Origin of the sequence: Halobacillus massiliensis, assembly GCF_900166625.1 — a bacterium.
Lineage (GTDB): Bacteria > Bacillota > Bacilli > Bacillales > Halobacillaceae > Halobacillus_A > Halobacillus_A massiliensis.
Genome location: NZ_LT800499.1, coordinates 1,203,437 through 1,220,330 on the forward strand (window position 1 = coordinate 1,203,437; position 16,894 = coordinate 1,220,330).

The window sequence follows — 16,894 nt, forward strand, 5'->3', positions numbered from 1 at the left end:
ACACTGCTTCATTCAACGGCTTTAAAACAAGGTCCAGGGTTGGTCGTTTAGAAATTCCAAAAGAGACAATTTCCCCATTAAATAAGTCCATAATCGGGCTTAAATAAAGCTTCTCATTTCCTGCACATTTGAATTCCGTCACATCTGTGACTAATTTTTGGAGCCGTATTGGCGTGTGGAACCTGCGTTTTAATCGATTATGAGCCACTTTCCCAACTGTACCTTTGTACGATTTATACCGGGATTTTCTAGTGAATTTCTCACACTTCAATCCGAGCTCACCCATGATCCGATGAACTTTTTTATGGTTGATCCTATACCCCTGATTTCTAAGCTCGAAAGCAATGCGGCGATAGCCATATGTCCCGTTGTGCTTATGAAAGAGTTTCGTAATTATTTCTTTCCACTCTTTATTCGGATCTTCCTTCTGTAACTGCTTCTTCTGGTAATGATAAGTGGCTTCAGGAATGTCCACTCTTCGTAAAGCGTCTTTTACTTTGAATCCTTCTTGTTTGAGTTCGAATACCAGCGCTGCTTGTGCTTTTCGAGATAGGCATCCGGATTCTCCTGAAAAGCTTTTAACTTTTTTAGATAAGAATTCTCTAAACGTAGGAGTTCATTTTCACGTTCCAATTGTTCTTCCCGAGTTGGTGCTTTTTCTGTTTTGGGTAACTTTTTCTTAGGTTTATTTGACATAGAAGGCCGTCCTTTCGCTTTTTCCTGGAGGCCCTCGCTCCCTTCCTTCTGAAATATGTTGGCCCAGCTCGCAATTAAAGCAGGGTTGTTCAGTTGGAAGGCAATCGCAGTCTCCTGAAGAGAAGCTCCTGTCTGTTTCCTAAAGTTTAATACATCCATCTTGAATTGGACAGGGTGGACTTGTTTGGAATGCTTCCTTTTTAACCCTTCTTCTCCAAATGCTTGATAAGCACGAACCCAACGTAAGATTTGAGCATCACTAGGAATGGAGTACTTTTTAGCTAATAAAACGTATCCTTTATGTCCTTGAAGATATTCCCTTACCACCTTCAATTTAAATTCCTTACTATACTTTGCCATAGAAAACACCCCGGAAGTTAGATTTTTCACTCTAACTTCCGGGGTGCACTACCAAGACCATGTGATGGCCTTCCGCTTTTCTTTTTGGGGAGTATAATCCTTTTTTCCTATTTAAAAGAATGGACACATCCAAAGATTATTCCCTTTCGTAACCTTTATAAAACGTGAAAGATTTACTGTATGTAAGTTATACTAAGGAATACTATAGGCCTGTATAAAGGGGAATTCTGAATGAATAGACCAACCGACCTGGAATTATACGAACGAATAGGTGACAAAGATAAAGCAGCACTGGAACTATTATATGAACGCTATGAAAAATTATTATATTCTTTCGCTTATCGACTTCTCAAAGACCAGCAGGGAGCAGAAGAAGTAATGCAGGATGTTTTTGTGAAACTGTGGAAAGGAAAGGGAGCCGGCCGCTATGTCAGCGAGAGAGGGAAATTCTCAAGCTGGCTGTTAACGATTACCAGAAATGCTTCGATTGATGTGATACGGAAAAAGAAAGTACAGGAAGTGGAATGGGACAACCGGGACTCCTTAAACGAAAAAATGCCAGGAGTCGAGGAAGAGATTCAAGATAAAGAAGAACGAGATCAGCTGCGTAAAGCCATTGATACACTTCCCGATGAACAGCAGCGAATGATCTGTCTCTTTTATTTCCAAGGTTTATCCCAAAGAGAAATTGCAGAGAAATGTAATATTCCTCTTGGAACAGTAAAAGGACGGGTACGTTTAGCATTAAAGAAGCTTCGTGAGCATCTAGAAGAGAAAGGGGGGACTTCCCATGAGTAAACAGCAATGTGATAAAGTACTTGATTATTTAAATAATAAACTTACTGATCAAGAAAAAGAAGAATATGAAAATCATCTGCGGGAGTGTCCCGAATGTCAGGAGGAAGTAAAGGAACTTGAAGAGATTATGGGAGAAGTTCCTTATCATATTGAAGAAACGGAAGTCCCGTCTGGTATGAAGTCCCGTGTACTTGGTGGAGTGTTTGAAGAAGAGACGGAAGGAACTGAACACCATGTAATCCCTTCAAAGCCAGCGAAATGGAAATTGTGGGCCGGCGCTCTTGCTGCAGGGCTTTTGCTTTCAATTGGCGGGAATATTTTTACAGGACTTCAGCTTCAACAGCTATCTTCCCAGAATGATCAACTGGAATCCACCCTTTCTGATCTGCAGACGGTGATTACACAACTGGAAGAACAGGGGAGAGGAACCGTATCACCACTGATGCAGACCCAGCTTGCATCGACAGGGGAAGCAGGTCAGGGAATCGCTACGATGGTTGATCAGGAAGATGGAGCGGAACTGCTGGTCCAGGTGAATGAAATGACAAAGCTTGAAGAAGGAACCGTTTATCAAGTGTGGCTTATCGAAGGTGAAAATCCGGAACCTGCCGGCGCATTTACAACGAACGAAGAAGGAAATGGGGCCGTAACCTTCCATTTTGATGATGAGAACCTTAAATCATGGGATTCCATCGCAGTTACGGTTGAACAAGAGCCTAACAATCCGCTTCCACAAGGAGATATCGTCCTGCAAGCTCAGTTATAAAAAAATAAGTTATCTAAATTTGCTCGAAAGCTCCTGCGATACAGGGATCTCTTGTTAAGATCCCTGTTTTTTTATGCTAAGATAAGAGTGATAATTTTCCATATTAAAATGAAATCCTTCAAGATGAGGAGTGATCTTTATCAATTTACACCCCCCTTTCAACAAGGTGGTAAAAACAGAAAGCGAGCTTCGTTCCATATTGGGGGAACCAGGTGAGCTTGCCCAAGAAAAGGTAATTCCTTATCTTGATGAACATTGCGTGCAATTTATTAATCAATCCCCTTTTGTTGTACTTTCCACCTTTAATAAGAATGGCACATGCGACGCTTCGCCTAGGGGAGACAGAGCAGGTTTTACTTATATAGTGGATAAAAACCGACTGGTGATTCCGGAAAGAAGAGGGAATAAGAGAGCGGATTCTCTTCTTAATATTATGAGTCAGCCCAGCATAGGCATGTCATTTTTCATCCCCGGGCTCAGTGATACATTACGTGTAAATGGAAAAGCATACATAACGAAAGATCATGAACTTTTAAATAACATGACAGTTGAAGGGAAAAATCCGTTATTAGGGATTGGTGTCTTAGTTGAGGAATGTTTTATCCATTGTGGAAAAGCCTTTAAAATATCTAAATTATGGAATTCAGAAACGTGGCCGCTGAAAAAAGACTTGCCTTCAAGTGGGAAGATAATGGCGGCTCATGCTCAATTAAAGGAAAATTCATCAGATATAGAAAAAAGGCTCGAAGAAGGGTATGTGAGAAGACTTTATTAAGGAGGAACATATGGTTGAAAATGTTTTAACCGTAGTAATTATCGCAGGACTTATCATCTCGAATATTATCACCTTTAAAAAGAGAAAAAAGCTGGGGATTACAGGATGGAGAAGCCTTCTTACTTCAATTTGCTTCTCGCTCATAGCTATTGTTCAGATCATAGCCTATTATTCAGGTTTTCTCGGCCTGATAAGCTGGATGATAACAATGATTTTGCTGTTGTTAGCAGCTTATTTTACAAAGTTTTTACCAAAACGAGAGAGTGAAGCTTGATCTGTTTAAATGATCCAGTTGGAATGTACCTTCACAAATTGAAATGCATAAGATGATTTTATAATTCGTGAAGGGAATGACCCGCATGTACTACTCCTCTAATATGGATTCCTATGCTTATGGCGGTCCAAATCAGGAGCAGCTTCTTGATGCTGTGCTTTCTGGGATCAAAGGAAAAGCCGAAGCCGCTGATTTTTACAGTCGCTTAGCAGCCTTCGCTCCGAATCAAAAACACAAAAGTGAGATTCTTCGAACGCTGGAAGAAGAAGAAGGCCATTTGAAAATGTTTACGGATACGTATGTAATGCTCACTGGGGAAATACCGCAATATGATCTTCACCCCCTCACCTTCAATACTTACGATGAGGGATTGGAAAAGGCCTATGAAACGGGTTTAACGAAGTATGAAGAATACCGGGACCATTACTTACTCACACAGCATCTACCGATTCGGGAAGTGTTCATGAGAGCTTGTAACGATGAAGTCGATCTAGTGGAACGCATTACTTCCTTATCATCTAAAGATGAACGTGTAGAGCTTGAGGACTTTGGAAAGCAGCCGTTTGTTATAAATATTGAAGAAGCGACTAAGCAAAATAATACTTTTCGCACCGCCATATGGACAGGAGATCACCTGCAGGTTACCTTAATGACTATAGACGTCGGAGATGACATTGGATTAGAAGTTCACCCTGAGGTTGACCAGTTTCTGCGCATTGAAGAAGGAGAAGGTCTTGTGCGAATGGGGGCGAGTCGGGAGCAGCTGGATTTTGAAGAAGAAGTATATGATGATTATGCTATCATGGTGCCGGCAGGAACATGGCATAATTTAATCAATACAGGTGATAAGCCGCTGAAGATTTATACAATTTATGCACCGCCAGAGCACCCTTTTGGTACTGTTCATGAAACGAAAGCAGATGCAATGGAAAAGGAATAAAAAGGAAGAGGCTATCCTTCAAGAAGGGTAGCCTTTGCTATTAGGAAAACTTTTGTTGAAAATGACTCGCTTTCTAAAGAGAGCCGTTTAACTAGCTTAGGTTACTAGCGCGAACCTTACCTTTTTTTAGAATGGGGAAAGACTGTTCCGTTTACTGTAGAAAGAGAAAAGCGGCTGGGAAATAGCTCGCTTTCCGCGGGGAGCCGGTGAGCTAGCTCGCTGCACTCGCGGATCTCACCCTGGGCTCTATCTCCCTGCAGGAGTCTCACCATTTCCCAACCTCTTTACCGCTGATGGTATAAACAGAATACTATGTTTGGAGGAGAATCCTCTACCTTTAGCCTATTACGTTAATGTTCCGTTACTCTAAAGAGTGATAAAGGGCCGTAGGAAACGGCGAGACTCCTATGGGAGGATAGAACAGGGTGAGATCCCGGAGGGCTAAAAGCCCGAGGAAGCTCACCGTTCGCCCATGGAAAGCGAGTCTTTCCCCAGGCCCGGTTCTCCATATTCAGGCAAACGGAACTCTCTTCCCGTTTTGTTAGAATCAAAGAGGTCTGCTTGGAAGCTCACCGTTCGCCCATGGAAAGCAAGTCGTTTCCCCTGGCTCAGTTTTCTTTATTCCAACAAACGGCTCCGACTTTCTAAAAGGAAAGAAAAGAAGATATTTTTTTACAGTAAAGGGTATAATTGAGGGTATTAGAAGACAAAATCTTGGAGGAAATGTCATGAAAAAGCGGCTAGTAGTTTTCACGGGGATAGCAGTAGCGGTAGCTTCCTTTATTAAATCTATTTTTGATACGAAGATTATAAAAATAAACCGATTGCAGTTGCAAAGCAGTAAACTGCCAAAAGCTGCAAACCTTAATATTATGCAGATCAGCGACCTTCACAATAAAGAATTCGGAAAGGGAAATAAACAGCTGATAGCTAAAGTTAATGAACTTAATCCTGATATTATCGTAATAACCGGCGATCTTATCAACCGGCAGACAAAGTATTTCCATAAAGTTTTTTCTTTTATTGAACAAATAACGGACAAACATGCCGTTTATTTTGTTACTGGAAATCATGAATGGGAAAACCCTGTGAAGGATGTATTTTTAAATGGGCTTAAAGCAAGAAATGTAGTCATTTTAAATAATGAAAATATGAATTTTACTAAAGCAAACACTGTTTTAAACATCGTCGGAGTAGACGATGTTTCCACAGAGAATGAGAATATAGAGAAAGCATTTAACGGCTTGACTAAGGATCGTTATACCTTGTTGCTTTCTCATGCTCCTGATGTGGCCTTGATATATAATGATCTTCCTGCAGACTTGATATTAAGCGGTCATACACACGGAGGACAGATAAGACTTCCTTTCATCGGTGCGTTAACCGCTCCTGGCCAAGGTTTTTTCCCGAAGTACGATAAAGGTATATTTTCTATTAGCGAAGGTCAAAAGCTTCATATCGACAGCGGACTAGGGACCGTCCACATTCCTGTTCGATTTTTCAATCAAAGTCAAGTCAGTTTCATTCAGCTCGTTAACCCTGATAATAGACAACAGTAGTCTATAACAGTGCAGGCTGCAGGAGGAGTAATAATATTGAACTTCCATTTACAAAGCCATGTACAATAATACCTGGCCAGATAGAATGAGTTTTCTCATATGCCCAGGCAAATACAATCCCGTCCATAAAATTAATCGGCATCGTATTTGTGGTCGGATAGTGGGCAGCTGTAAATATTAAAGAGCTTATTAATATTCCCATGCTTACACCGGTGCGCGTTCTAAGCCAGCGGTAAAGAAAGCCGCGGTAAAAAATTTCTTCATAAACGGGTGAAATAACGGCAGCACTGATAAGGCTAATTCCTATGGTGATCGGGGTAACATTTTTCTGAAGGCTGTCCGTTTTACTATTTTCGGGAGAAAGTCCTAAAGAGTCTGCTATTGCTATTAGAGCAAAACCGCCCGCCATCAAAAGGGAGATCCATAAAATAATCCAGAACCAATCTTTAGGAGGGAAAGTGCGGAGCCCTATTTTATTCCAGGTTAACTTTTTAGGTCTTAGAGCAATTAAATAAACGCCTGAGGTCAGGACGAGCGCGATCACTACTCCTGTGAGTGCCCCAGCATAAAGAGAGTGATCGAACCATTGCTCAAAAAAGGGCTGAACTCCATGTTTAACGAACAAGATAACAAAAATAAATTCGACTAGTAACAGACTGGTAAAAGTTTTCCATGTCCACGGGTCTTTTTCATTAAAGAAAGCTTTCTGATCCATATTTCTAAACACCTCCTTTTCAATACCTTTACTATATCGGCTGACGTAACGTCACTTACAAGCTTTTTTGAAAAAAGTTATAGGTTCTATTCAACCGGGTATAAAAAATGTAAAAGAAAATCATAGGCAGCCTATGATTTTTTATTTTTAGCAAAGACTATGTTTAGATGAAGGTATGCCAAACGAAACGAAGGGGATAAAATGACACAAAACATTATTAATGCAGGTTGGAATCTCAATAACAGCTATGCGCGTCTGCCGGACCCATTTTTTGAGAAAGTACAGCCAGATCCTGTCAGTAATCCTGAATTTGCAGTTTTTAATAAAGCTTTAGCGGAATCATTAGGACTTAATTCAGATAAATTAAATAGTCAGGAAGGTGCAGAAATTTTTTCTGGCAATACACTTCCCGAAGGTGCTATGCCTATAGCACAAGCTTACGCCGGCCACCAATTTGGGCATTTCACGATGCTTGGGGACGGAAGGGCAGTACTATTAGGCGAGCAGCTGACAGTTTCGGGTAAAAGATACGATATTCAGCTGAAAGGTTCCGGTCGTACTCCATTTTCTCGTGGGGGCGATGGCCGTGCCACACTTGGTCCGATGCTGCGCGAGCATATTATAAGTGAAGCTATGTATGCTCTCGGTATTCCTACGAATAGGAGTCTCGCGGTAGTGACTACCGGAGAGCCCGTTTTTAGGGAAAATGAGCTCCCTGGCGCTATTTTAACGAGGACAGCTTCCAGTCATTTACGAATCGGCACGTTTGAGTACGCCGCTCAGTGGGGCGGGAAAGAAGGCTTGAGGACGATTGCTGATTATGCGATTAAACGTCACTACCCTGAGGTTGAAGCTCAGGAAGATCGGTATGTAAAGCTATTTGAAAAAGTAGTGGAAAATCAAGCCGCCCTGATTGCAAGATGGCAGCTTGTCGGTTTTATCCATGGTGTTATGAATACGGATAATATGACAATAAGTGGAGAAACCATTGATTATGGGCCGTGTGCTTTTATGAATGAATACGATCCGGCTACTGTATTTAGTTCCATTGATGTTCAAGGCCGCTATGCCTATCAAAATCAGCCGCCGATCGGACAGTGGAATCTCGCTCGTTTTGGAGAGGCCCTTCTCCCATTGTTTGCGAAAGAACAGGATAAAGCAGTAGAACTTGCTCAAAGTGTACATTCTAAATTCGAAGAGCTGTATCACAAGCATTGGCTGGACGGAATGAGGGAAAAGCTCGGGTTTTTAGAAGGAGCTGCACAGGATGAACCGCTCATTGAAGATCTTTTAGGCATAATGAAAAAGCATCAAGCCGACTTTACCAACACATTCCGTGCCTTAACAATGGATAAGCCGGAAATTACACCAATGAAAGATACTCCCGACTTTACCAACTGGTATAAACAGTGGCAGGCAAGGCTTGAAAGGCAGAAAGTGTCTAAGAATGAGGCCTTTGCCAAAATGAAGAGTGTGAATCCTTCTGTCATTCCCCGAAACCATCTGGTAGAGGAAGCACTGGAAGCCGCTGTAAGGGATCGCGACTACAGTGTAATGGAACGCCTGCTGAATGTCCTTGCCGAGCCATATGCCTATTCTTCTGAACAGGAGGAATTTACGAAACTGCCTCCTGCCTGTGATCGACCTTATCGAACATTTTGCGGAACTTAATAACAAAAAGAAACGTCAGGATGGTGCTGCCCCAGCCGACGTTTCTTTTTATTTTATTTTTCTTTTACGGCTGTTCCTGCATAACGATCATGAGGAAGGATAGAGCCGTTCTCTCCTTCAAAAGATTTTCTGTCTTTTAAGTAATCAAAAGAGCTGATGGAATCCCGGTAAGCCATTCTTTTTACAATTTGTCCGCAGTCTGGCTTTTTCCCTTTTTCATTCTCAAGGATGATTCCCATTGCTTTATATCCTATAGTCTGACCTCTTTTTCGAAGCTGAGCATACTCTAGTGCCCACATTACGGCGGTGGGGGGNACTAGCGCGAACCTTACCTTTTTTTAGAATGGGGAAAGACTGTTCCGTTTACTGTAGAAAGAGAAAAGCGGCTGGGAAATAGCTCGCTTTCCGCGGGGAGCCGGTGAGCTAGCTCGCTGCACTCGCGGATCTCACCCTGGGCTCTATCTCCCTGCAGGAGTCTCACCATTTCCCAACCTCTTTACCGCTGATGGTATAAACAGAATACTATGTTTGGAGGAGAATCCTCTACCTTTAGCCTATTACGTTAATGTTCCGTTACTCTAAAGAGTGATAAAGGGCCGTAGGAAACGGCGAGACTCCTATGGGAGGATAGAACAGGGTGAGATCCCGGAGGGCTAAAAGCCCGAGGAAGCTCACCGTTCGCCCATGGAAAGCGAGTCTTTCCCCAGGCCCGGTTCTCCATATTCAGGCAAACGGAACTCTCTTCCCGTTTTGTTAGAATCAAAGAGGTCTGCTTGGAAGCTCACCGTTCGCCCATGGAAAGCAAGTCGTTTCCCCTGGCTCAGTTTTCTTTATTCCAACAAACGGCTCCGACTTTCTAAAAGGAAAGAAAAGAAGATATTTTTTTACAGTAAAGGGTATAATTGAGGGTATTAGAAGACAAAATCTTGGAGGAAATGTCATGAAAAAGCGGCTAGTAGTTTTCACGGGGATAGCAGTAGCGGTAGCTTCCTTTATTAAATCTATTTTTGATACGAAGATTATAAAAATAAACCGATTGCAGTTGCAAAGCAGTAAACTGCCAAAAGCTGCAAACCTTAATATTATGCAGATCAGCGACCTTCACAATAAAGAATTCGGAAAGGGAAATAAACAGCTGATAGCTAAAGTTAATGAACTTAATCCTGATATTATCGTAATAACCGGCGATCTTATCAACCGGCAGACAAAGTATTTCCATAAAGTTTTTTCTTTTATTGAACAAATAACGGACAAACATGCCGTTTATTTTGTTACTGGAAATCATGAATGGGAAAACCCTGTGAAGGATGTATTTTTAAATGGGCTTAAAGCAAGAAATGTAGTCATTTTAAATAATGAAAATATGAATTTTACTAAAGCAAACACTGTTTTAAACATCGTCGGAGTAGACGATGTTTCCACAGAGAATGAGAATATAGAGAAAGCATTTAACGGCTTGACTAAGGATCGTTATACCTTGTTGCTTTCTCATGCTCCTGATGTGGCCTTGATATATAATGATCTTCCTGCAGACTTGATATTAAGCGGTCATACACACGGAGGACAGATAAGACTTCCTTTCATCGGTGCGTTAACCGCTCCTGGCCAAGGTTTTTTCCCGAAGTACGATAAAGGTATATTTTCTATTAGCGAAGGTCAAAAGCTTCATATCGACAGCGGACTAGGGACCGTCCACATTCCTGTTCGATTTTTCAATCAAAGTCAAGTCAGTTTCATTCAGCTCGTTAACCCTGATAATAGACAACAGTAGTCTATAACAGTGCAGGCTGCAGGAGGAGTAATAATATTGAACTTCCATTTACAAAGCCATGTACAATAATACCTGGCCAGATAGAATGAGTTTTCTCATATGCCCAGGCAAATACAATCCCGTCCATAAAATTAATCGGCATCGTATTTGTGGTCGGATAGTGGGCAGCTGTAAATATTAAAGAGCTTATTAATATTCCCATGCTTACACCGGTGCGCGTTCTAAGCCAGCGGTAAAGAAAGCCGCGGTAAAAAATTTCTTCATAAACGGGTGAAATAACGGCAGCACTGATAAGGCTAATTCCTATGGTGATCGGGGTAACATTTTTCTGAAGGCTGTCCGTTTTACTATTTTCGGGAGAAAGTCCTAAAGAGTCTGCTATTGCTATTAGAGCAAAACCGCCCGCCATCAAAAGGGAGATCCATAAAATAATCCAGAACCAATCTTTAGGAGGGAAAGTGCGGAGCCCTATTTTATTCCAGGTTAACTTTTTAGGTCTTAGAGCAATTAAATAAACGCCTGAGGTCAGGACGAGCGCGATCACTACTCCTGTGAGTGCCCCAGCATAAAGAGAGTGATCGAACCATTGCTCAAAAAAGGGCTGAACTCCATGTTTAACGAACAAGATAACAAAAATAAATTCGACTAGTAACAGACTGGTAAAAGTTTTCCATGTCCACGGGTCTTTTTCATTAAAGAAAGCTTTCTGATCCATATTTCTAAACACCTCCTTTTCAATACCTTTACTATATCGGCTGACGTAACGTCACTTACAAGCTTTTTTGAAAAAAGTTATAGGTTCTATTCAACCGGGTATAAAAAATGTAAAAGAAAATCATAGGCAGCCTATGATTTTTTATTTTTAGCAAAGACTATGTTTAGATGAAGGTATGCCAAACGAAACGAAGGGGATAAAATGACACAAAACATTATTAATGCAGGTTGGAATCTCAATAACAGCTATGCGCGTCTGCCGGACCCATTTTTTGAGAAAGTACAGCCAGATCCTGTCAGTAATCCTGAATTTGCAGTTTTTAATAAAGCTTTAGCGGAATCATTAGGACTTAATTCAGATAAATTAAATAGTCAGGAAGGTGCAGAAATTTTTTCTGGCAATACACTTCCCGAAGGTGCTATGCCTATAGCACAAGCTTACGCCGGCCACCAATTTGGGCATTTCACGATGCTTGGGGACGGAAGGGCAGTACTATTAGGCGAGCAGCTGACAGTTTCGGGTAAAAGATACGATATTCAGCTGAAAGGTTCCGGTCGTACTCCATTTTCTCGTGGGGGCGATGGCCGTGCCACACTTGGTCCGATGCTGCGCGAGCATATTATAAGTGAAGCTATGTATGCTCTCGGTATTCCTACGAATAGGAGTCTCGCGGTAGTGACTACCGGAGAGCCCGTTTTTAGGGAAAATGAGCTCCCTGGCGCTATTTTAACGAGGACAGCTTCCAGTCATTTACGAATCGGCACGTTTGAGTACGCCGCTCAGTGGGGCGGGAAAGAAGGCTTGAGGACGATTGCTGATTATGCGATTAAACGTCACTACCCTGAGGTTGAAGCTCAGGAAGATCGGTATGTAAAGCTATTTGAAAAAGTAGTGGAAAATCAAGCCGCCCTGATTGCAAGATGGCAGCTTGTCGGTTTTATCCATGGTGTTATGAATACGGATAATATGACAATAAGTGGAGAAACCATTGATTATGGGCCGTGTGCTTTTATGAATGAATACGATCCGGCTACTGTATTTAGTTCCATTGATGTTCAAGGCCGCTATGCCTATCAAAATCAGCCGCCGATCGGACAGTGGAATCTCGCTCGTTTTGGAGAGGCCCTTCTCCCATTGTTTGCGAAAGAACAGGATAAAGCAGTAGAACTTGCTCAAAGTGTACATTCTAAATTCGAAGAGCTGTATCACAAGCATTGGCTGGACGGAATGAGGGAAAAGCTCGGGTTTTTAGAAGGAGCTGCACAGGATGAACCGCTCATTGAAGATCTTTTAGGCATAATGAAAAAGCATCAAGCCGACTTTACCAACACATTCCGTGCCTTAACAATGGATAAGCCGGAAATTACACCAATGAAAGATACTCCCGACTTTACCAACTGGTATAAACAGTGGCAGGCAAGGCTTGAAAGGCAGAAAGTGTCTAAGAATGAGGCCTTTGCCAAAATGAAGAGTGTGAATCCTTCTGTCATTCCCCGAAACCATCTGGTAGAGGAAGCACTGGAAGCCGCTGTAAGGGATCGCGACTACAGTGTAATGGAACGCCTGCTGAATGTCCTTGCCGAGCCATATGCCTATTCTTCTGAACAGGAGGAATTTACGAAACTGCCTCCTGCCTGTGATCGACCTTATCGAACATTTTGCGGAACTTAATAACAAAAAGAAACGTCAGGATGGTGCTGCCCCAGCCGACGTTTCTTTTTATTTTATTTTTCTTTTACGGCTGTTCCTGCATAACGATCATGAGGAAGGATAGAGCCGTTCTCTCCTTCAAAAGATTTTCTGTCTTTTAAGTAATCAAAAGAGCTGATGGAATCCCGGTAAGCCATTCTTTTTACAATTTGTCCGCAGTCTGGCTTTTTCCCTTTTTCATTCTCAAGGATGATTCCCATTGCTTTATATCCTATAGTCTGACCTCTTTTTCGAAGCTGAGCATACTCTAGTGCCCACATTACGGCGGTGGGGGTAATCAGCGCATGAAAAGCCTCATTTTTAATCTTTTTTCGAAGTATGTATTCGACTCCCGCCGTTACAGCAGTAGAGACAGCAAAATCAATAAGTAGAGCTTTGGAACGTTTTTTTGTAAGAGAATGAATAGAAATTACCTCCTTTATATTTTCTCTGTAAGATACGTGTGATTATGAAAAAGGTTTCAATTTAAACATTAAAGAAGGCACAAAAAAAGTCTGCAGGGATCTCCTCTCTACAGACTTTTAAGATCATCTTAATATTCATTATGGGAGCGTTGAAGCTTGTCTTCCTTATCGTAATACCTGTCCTCACGATCATAATTTCGAAGCAGTGGATTATAATCTTCTACTTCATCATAACGCGGACGGCTGTGCTTACCTGAAGATTTATATTTAATGTGAAATTCTTCATGAAATTCAGGTTCATCCACTTCTTTTACCATTCCTGTTTTTCTCATACCATATATCCAGGTTTCGAATTTATATGTTCCTCTGTCAATAATCTGGCACAAATCTTCAAGGGTTTGAGTAAGCTCTGTTAAACAGTCCAGCCCGTTTCTTAAAATTATCCCTTTTTCCTTGGCTTTATCGACAGTGTGATCCAGCCTGTAAGTCTGTTCTTTATACTCGAATTCTATAAAGCAGCTGTTGCGGTCCCAGTTGAAAATGAAGTTTTCCACCTTTAGTCGTTTAATAACCTTAGCAAGTTTCTTTTCACAAATAAACTGTTCTCTGTATGGCATCCATTTAAAAAGCAAGTTCTTAAAGATATTAATGTTGGACATACCATCACCTTCCTTTAATTTTGGCTTTTGTACGACGGTCCCTTATACATAGAAGATTCTACAAAATAACTAAATCCCCTGTAAAAATCGTTAGACAAATATCGATGGAATTTGCAGAATTTGGATGCATATGATTGCTACGTAAGCCGTGATATGTTATACACCTTTCTCGGTTTTATAACGTTTATTTAGAAAAAGGTATAATTATTTAAAAAAATAATTTATTTCGATAAAAGATGATGGAATAGCCGTTCAAATTCTTCCTTCTTCTCATAGTTTAATAGAGAAGGAGGTGAATTTATGCCGATAGTTACGACAAAAGGGTATATTTATACTGTGAAACAAGGGGATACCCTTTATTCGATTGCCAATCGTTTTGGCAGCACCGTTGCTGCGATCGAAAGAGCAAATTATTTGTTTGATCCGGTAACAGACCGAGGATTAATATACCCGGGAGATGTACTGGTTATCCCAACTTCTGCACAGAACCGCATTATGAGTTATGTAGTTGCCAACGGTGATACTCTTACGAAAATTTCTAATAGATTTAACACGTATGTGGATCTTGTAGCAGGCGTCAACAAAATTGCAGATCCAAATAAAATCTCAGTAGACCAGCGTCTGCTTGTTCCTGCGTTCGCATATCGAGTGGAAAGTGGGGATTACCTTATTGCTATTTCTAGGAAGTTTGGCGTTTCAGTTTCCGCTATTGAAGCAGCGAATGCTAACAGACCAGGATTTCAAAGAGATGTGATTTGGCCAGATTACCACCTCATTATTCCAATACCGACTTCACGAAATATTTTTGTTTCGAACCCGCTTCCAGGTTCTACTATTAGTAGCGGCCAAAGATTAGAAGGGTATGCAAGAGTGTTTGAAGCGGTCGTCAGTTACCAGCTGCGTGACTCAAACGGAGTAGTTGTATCCAACGAACGCTTTACGATGACAGATGAAGGTGCTCCTGCTTATGGGTTCTTTAGCACCACTCTGCCATTTGATCGTCAGCCGACATCAAGTACAGGGGAACTTTGGGTGTATAGCCGAAGCGCTAATGATGGAAGTATTCAAGATTTAGTGAAAATAAAAGTATACTTTTAGTGTCTATTTTTTAGAAAGAACATTCTACAAGACGCTTATCTTCCAAGTGATAAGCGTTTTTTCTTTTTAATAGGAGAAACAGTTAGTCAAAGAAAGCTCGATGAGGTTTGAGAGTCCTAAAAAAGTCCTTTTATATGTCTCCAACGGTAAGAATTGCTATACTAAATACAAGATTCTAATAGAAGGGCTTGGTAGAAGTGGCAATTAGCAAGAGAAAACGTGCATTAAATGAAACAAAACAGCTCCTTATGATAACAATAGGTGCAATCATTGCAGCAGCTGGTCTTGAATTCTTTCTCGTGCCTAATAACATTTTAGATGGCGGAGTTATCGGTCTTTCGATTATTGCAGCAGAATTGAGCGGCTTACAGATGAGTATTTTTCTTATCATTTTAAATCTTCCTTTTCTTTACATAGGCTATCGAAGAATTGGCTCAAGATTTACTATACATACGTTGTATGGAGTTATTGTTTTATCTGTAAGTGCAGCTTATTTTCATCACTTTGAGCGGGCAACTAATGATTTGTTCTTAGCTACGGTAATCGGGGCTGTGATCCTTGGTACTGGAGTAGGACTTGTTATTCGTACAGGCGGAGCATTGGACGGTACAGAAATTATAGCTATCCTTGTCAGTAAAAGAAGGATCGTATCAGTCGGTCAGTTCATTATGATTATAAATATTTTTATCTTTATTCTTGCGGCATTTCTGGTGTTCAGCTGGGAAACAGCTATGTATTCTATTATTACTTACTATATTGCCTATAAAATGATAGATATTGTAGTTGAGGGAATGGAAGAGTTAAAGTCTGTGACGATAATTTCGAATGTACCTGAAGAAATCGCGGATGCTCTTATTAAACAGTTAGGCCGTGGAATGACCTATATACAGGGACAGGGTGTTTTTACTAATGAACCTAAAAAGATCATCTATACTATTGTAACCAGAATTGAGCTCTCTACCCTCCGGTCTATTGTGGATGAAATCGATCCGGAGGCTCTCGTAGCGATTGGAAACATTGCGGATGTAGCGGGAAGCAACTTTGACAAAAGTTCCGCACATTAATAATCAAAAAGGCAGCTTATTTAAAAGCTGCCTTTATTTTGTTGGTCTTTCATAGCCAATCAGAGTACCCGGTGAGCTAGCTCGCTGCACTCGCGGCTCTCACCCTGGCTCTACCTCCCTGCAGGAGTCTCGCCATTTCCCAGCCTCTTTAAATTTAATTGGAGAAACGGAACGCTGTAATCTCCGTAAGCTCTCTCATGAGATTGATCCCCTCTTCTTAAATGTTCCGTTACCCCCAAAAAACGTAAAGGGCCTGGGGAAACGGCGAGACTCCTATGGGAGGATAGAACAGGGGGAGATCCCGGAGGGCTAAAAGCCCGAGGAAGCTCACCGTTCACCTATGGAAAGCGAGTCGTTTCCCCCGGCCCGGTTCACTATATTCAGGTAAACGGAACAGGATCCTCATATTATTGAGAATCAAAGAAGGCTTTATCAGAGCACAGAACAAAGGTGAGATCCTGGAAGGCTTGGCCTGAAGAAGCTCACCTTATCTGGTTACTTGTTTATTCGCCCGATGCTCCGTACTAAAATAAATGATAGCAATCAGAAACAAAACCGTGGAAATCCACATAACTATCCCGTTTAATTCCCCGTTAAAAACGGTTGCATTTACAAGTGTCAGCATATGCATAAGAAAAATAATAATAAAAAGCACTTTGTAAGTTTTCATTCTCCCATCCTCCATTTGAAAAGTATCTTCTCTATGATTCCAAAATATAGCATTATGATCAAGGAAATTGATAGAATAAAAAGTGAAAGCCATAATGAAGGAGTCATTTATTTGCTTAATTATTTCAAAAATCCAATTGTTCTTATATCTATGATACTTATCGGCATCTTGATCATTTGGTTAATAGATACTACTCCTTCCCACCCTGTAGTGGAAGAGGCAGAACAGCATATCGGAGTGAGCTATCAA

The 16,894-nt window shown here is 41.2% G+C and carries 18 protein-coding genes and 1 pseudogene; 11 read left to right on the forward strand and 8 right to left on the reverse strand.

Translation table 11 applies throughout. The annotated features are described in order from the left end of the window. The coding region (locus tag B7E06_RS05990) for an IS3 family transposase (protein ID WP_179133987.1) at positions 1-475 on the reverse strand (475 nt) is incomplete at its 3' end. Between the two features lie 17 nt (positions 476-492). Continuing rightward, entirely contained in the window at positions 493-1,056 is a 564-nt protein-coding gene (locus tag B7E06_RS05995) for a helix-turn-helix domain-containing protein (protein WP_082232476.1), read from the reverse strand. A 231-nt stretch (positions 1,057-1,287) separates the two neighbouring features. Here B7E06_RS05995 and B7E06_RS06000 point away from each other — a divergent pair, with 231 nt between their 5' ends. The 6 genes from B7E06_RS06000 (at position 1,288) to B7E06_RS06025 (ending at position 6,168) form a co-directional block, all read left to right on the forward strand. Continuing rightward, positions 1,288-1,854 carry an RNA polymerase sigma factor gene (locus B7E06_RS06000; RefSeq protein WP_082233126.1) on the forward strand — a complete coding sequence of 189 codons (567 nt, stop codon included), beginning with the start codon at positions 1,288-1,290 and terminating at the stop codon, positions 1,852-1,854. After that, on the forward strand, positions 1,847-2,620 hold the full coding sequence (locus B7E06_RS06005) for an anti-sigma factor (RefSeq protein WP_082235929.1): 774 nt from the start codon (positions 1,847-1,849) through the stop codon (positions 2,618-2,620). Before B7E06_RS06000 ends, B7E06_RS06005 begins: the two co-directional genes overlap by 8 nt. Before the next feature lie 139 nt (positions 2,621-2,759). Continuing rightward, complete coding sequence (locus B7E06_RS06010; RefSeq protein WP_082235930.1) at positions 2,760-3,395, forward strand: MSMEG_1061 family FMN-dependent PPOX-type flavoprotein; 636 nt, start codon at positions 2,760-2,762, stop codon at positions 3,393-3,395. 10 nt (positions 3,396-3,405) lie between these two features. Continuing rightward, entirely contained in the window at positions 3,406-3,669 is a 264-nt protein-coding gene (locus tag B7E06_RS06015) for a hypothetical protein (protein ID WP_082233127.1), read from the forward strand. A gap of 85 nt (positions 3,670-3,754) precedes the next feature. Next, on the forward strand, positions 3,755-4,609 hold the full coding sequence (locus B7E06_RS06020; protein ID WP_082233128.1) for a cupin domain-containing protein: 855 nt from the start codon (positions 3,755-3,757) through the stop codon (positions 4,607-4,609). 728 nt (positions 4,610-5,337) lie between these two features. Further along, entirely contained in the window at positions 5,338-6,168 is an 831-nt protein-coding gene (locus B7E06_RS06025) for a metallophosphoesterase (protein ID WP_082233129.1), read from the forward strand. Between the two features lies 1 nt (position 6,169). Here B7E06_RS06025 and B7E06_RS06030 read toward each other — a convergent pair whose 3' ends face one another. Next, a complete protein-coding gene (locus B7E06_RS06030) occupies positions 6,170-6,883 on the reverse strand; it encodes a CPBP family intramembrane glutamic endopeptidase (RefSeq protein WP_082233130.1) in 714 nt (237 codons plus the stop codon). A gap of 201 nt (positions 6,884-7,084) precedes the next feature. Here B7E06_RS06030 and B7E06_RS06035 point away from each other — a divergent pair, with 201 nt between their 5' ends. Beyond that, a complete protein-coding gene (locus B7E06_RS06035) occupies positions 7,085-8,554 on the forward strand; it encodes a protein adenylyltransferase SelO (protein WP_179133989.1) in 1,470 nt (489 codons plus the stop codon). Between the two features lie 53 nt (positions 8,555-8,607). On the opposite strand, the pseudogene B7E06_RS21545 reads toward B7E06_RS06035, so the two are convergent. Next, positions 8,608-8,877 (reverse strand): annotated as a pseudogene (locus B7E06_RS21545) (RDD family protein); the annotation flags it as partial. Positions 8,878-9,494: 617 nt separating this feature from the next. Between B7E06_RS21545 and B7E06_RS06045 the strand changes: the two are divergent. Beyond that, positions 9,495-10,325: a metallophosphoesterase gene (locus tag B7E06_RS06045; protein ID WP_082233129.1), complete on the forward strand. Its 831-nt coding sequence runs from the start codon at positions 9,495-9,497 to the stop codon at positions 10,323-10,325. A gap of 1 nt (position 10,326) precedes the next feature. Here B7E06_RS06045 and B7E06_RS06050 read toward each other — a convergent pair whose 3' ends face one another. Further along, complete coding sequence (locus B7E06_RS06050) at positions 10,327-11,040, reverse strand: CPBP family intramembrane glutamic endopeptidase (protein WP_082233130.1); 714 nt, start codon at positions 11,038-11,040, stop codon at positions 10,327-10,329. Positions 11,041-11,241: 201 nt separating this feature from the next. Here B7E06_RS06050 and B7E06_RS06055 point away from each other — a divergent pair, with 201 nt between their 5' ends. Continuing rightward, positions 11,242-12,711, forward strand: coding sequence for a protein adenylyltransferase SelO (locus tag B7E06_RS06055; RefSeq protein WP_179133989.1), 1,470 nt, complete (start codon positions 11,242-11,244; stop codon positions 12,709-12,711). A 53-nt stretch (positions 12,712-12,764) separates the two neighbouring features. On the opposite strand, the gene B7E06_RS06060 is transcribed toward B7E06_RS06055, so the two are convergent. Further along, positions 12,765-13,154 carry an RDD family protein gene (locus tag B7E06_RS06060; RefSeq protein ID WP_082233131.1) on the reverse strand — a complete coding sequence of 130 codons (390 nt, stop codon included), beginning with the start codon at positions 13,152-13,154 and terminating at the stop codon, positions 12,765-12,767. Between the two features lie 128 nt (positions 13,155-13,282). Next, positions 13,283-13,813 (reverse strand): hypothetical protein, encoded by a 531-nt coding sequence (locus B7E06_RS06065; RefSeq protein ID WP_082233132.1) that lies wholly within the window; start codon positions 13,811-13,813, stop codon positions 13,283-13,285. A 300-nt stretch (positions 13,814-14,113) separates the two neighbouring features. Here B7E06_RS06065 and B7E06_RS06070 point away from each other — a divergent pair, with 300 nt between their 5' ends. Together B7E06_RS06070 and B7E06_RS06075 are read left to right on the forward strand one after the other, a co-directional pair. Beyond that, a complete protein-coding gene (locus B7E06_RS06070) occupies positions 14,114-14,911 on the forward strand; it encodes a LysM peptidoglycan-binding domain-containing protein (protein ID WP_082233133.1) in 798 nt (265 codons plus the stop codon). 197 nt (positions 14,912-15,108) lie between these two features. Then, entirely contained in the window at positions 15,109-15,975 is an 867-nt protein-coding gene (locus B7E06_RS06075) for a YitT family protein (RefSeq protein ID WP_179133990.1), read from the forward strand. Positions 15,976-16,462: 487 nt separating this feature from the next. Here the strand turns inward: B7E06_RS06075 and B7E06_RS06080 are convergent, their stop codons facing one another. Continuing rightward, a complete protein-coding gene (locus tag B7E06_RS06080) occupies positions 16,463-16,645 on the reverse strand; it encodes a hypothetical protein (RefSeq protein WP_082233134.1) in 183 nt (60 codons plus the stop codon). Positions 16,646-16,894 lie beyond the last annotated feature (249 nt).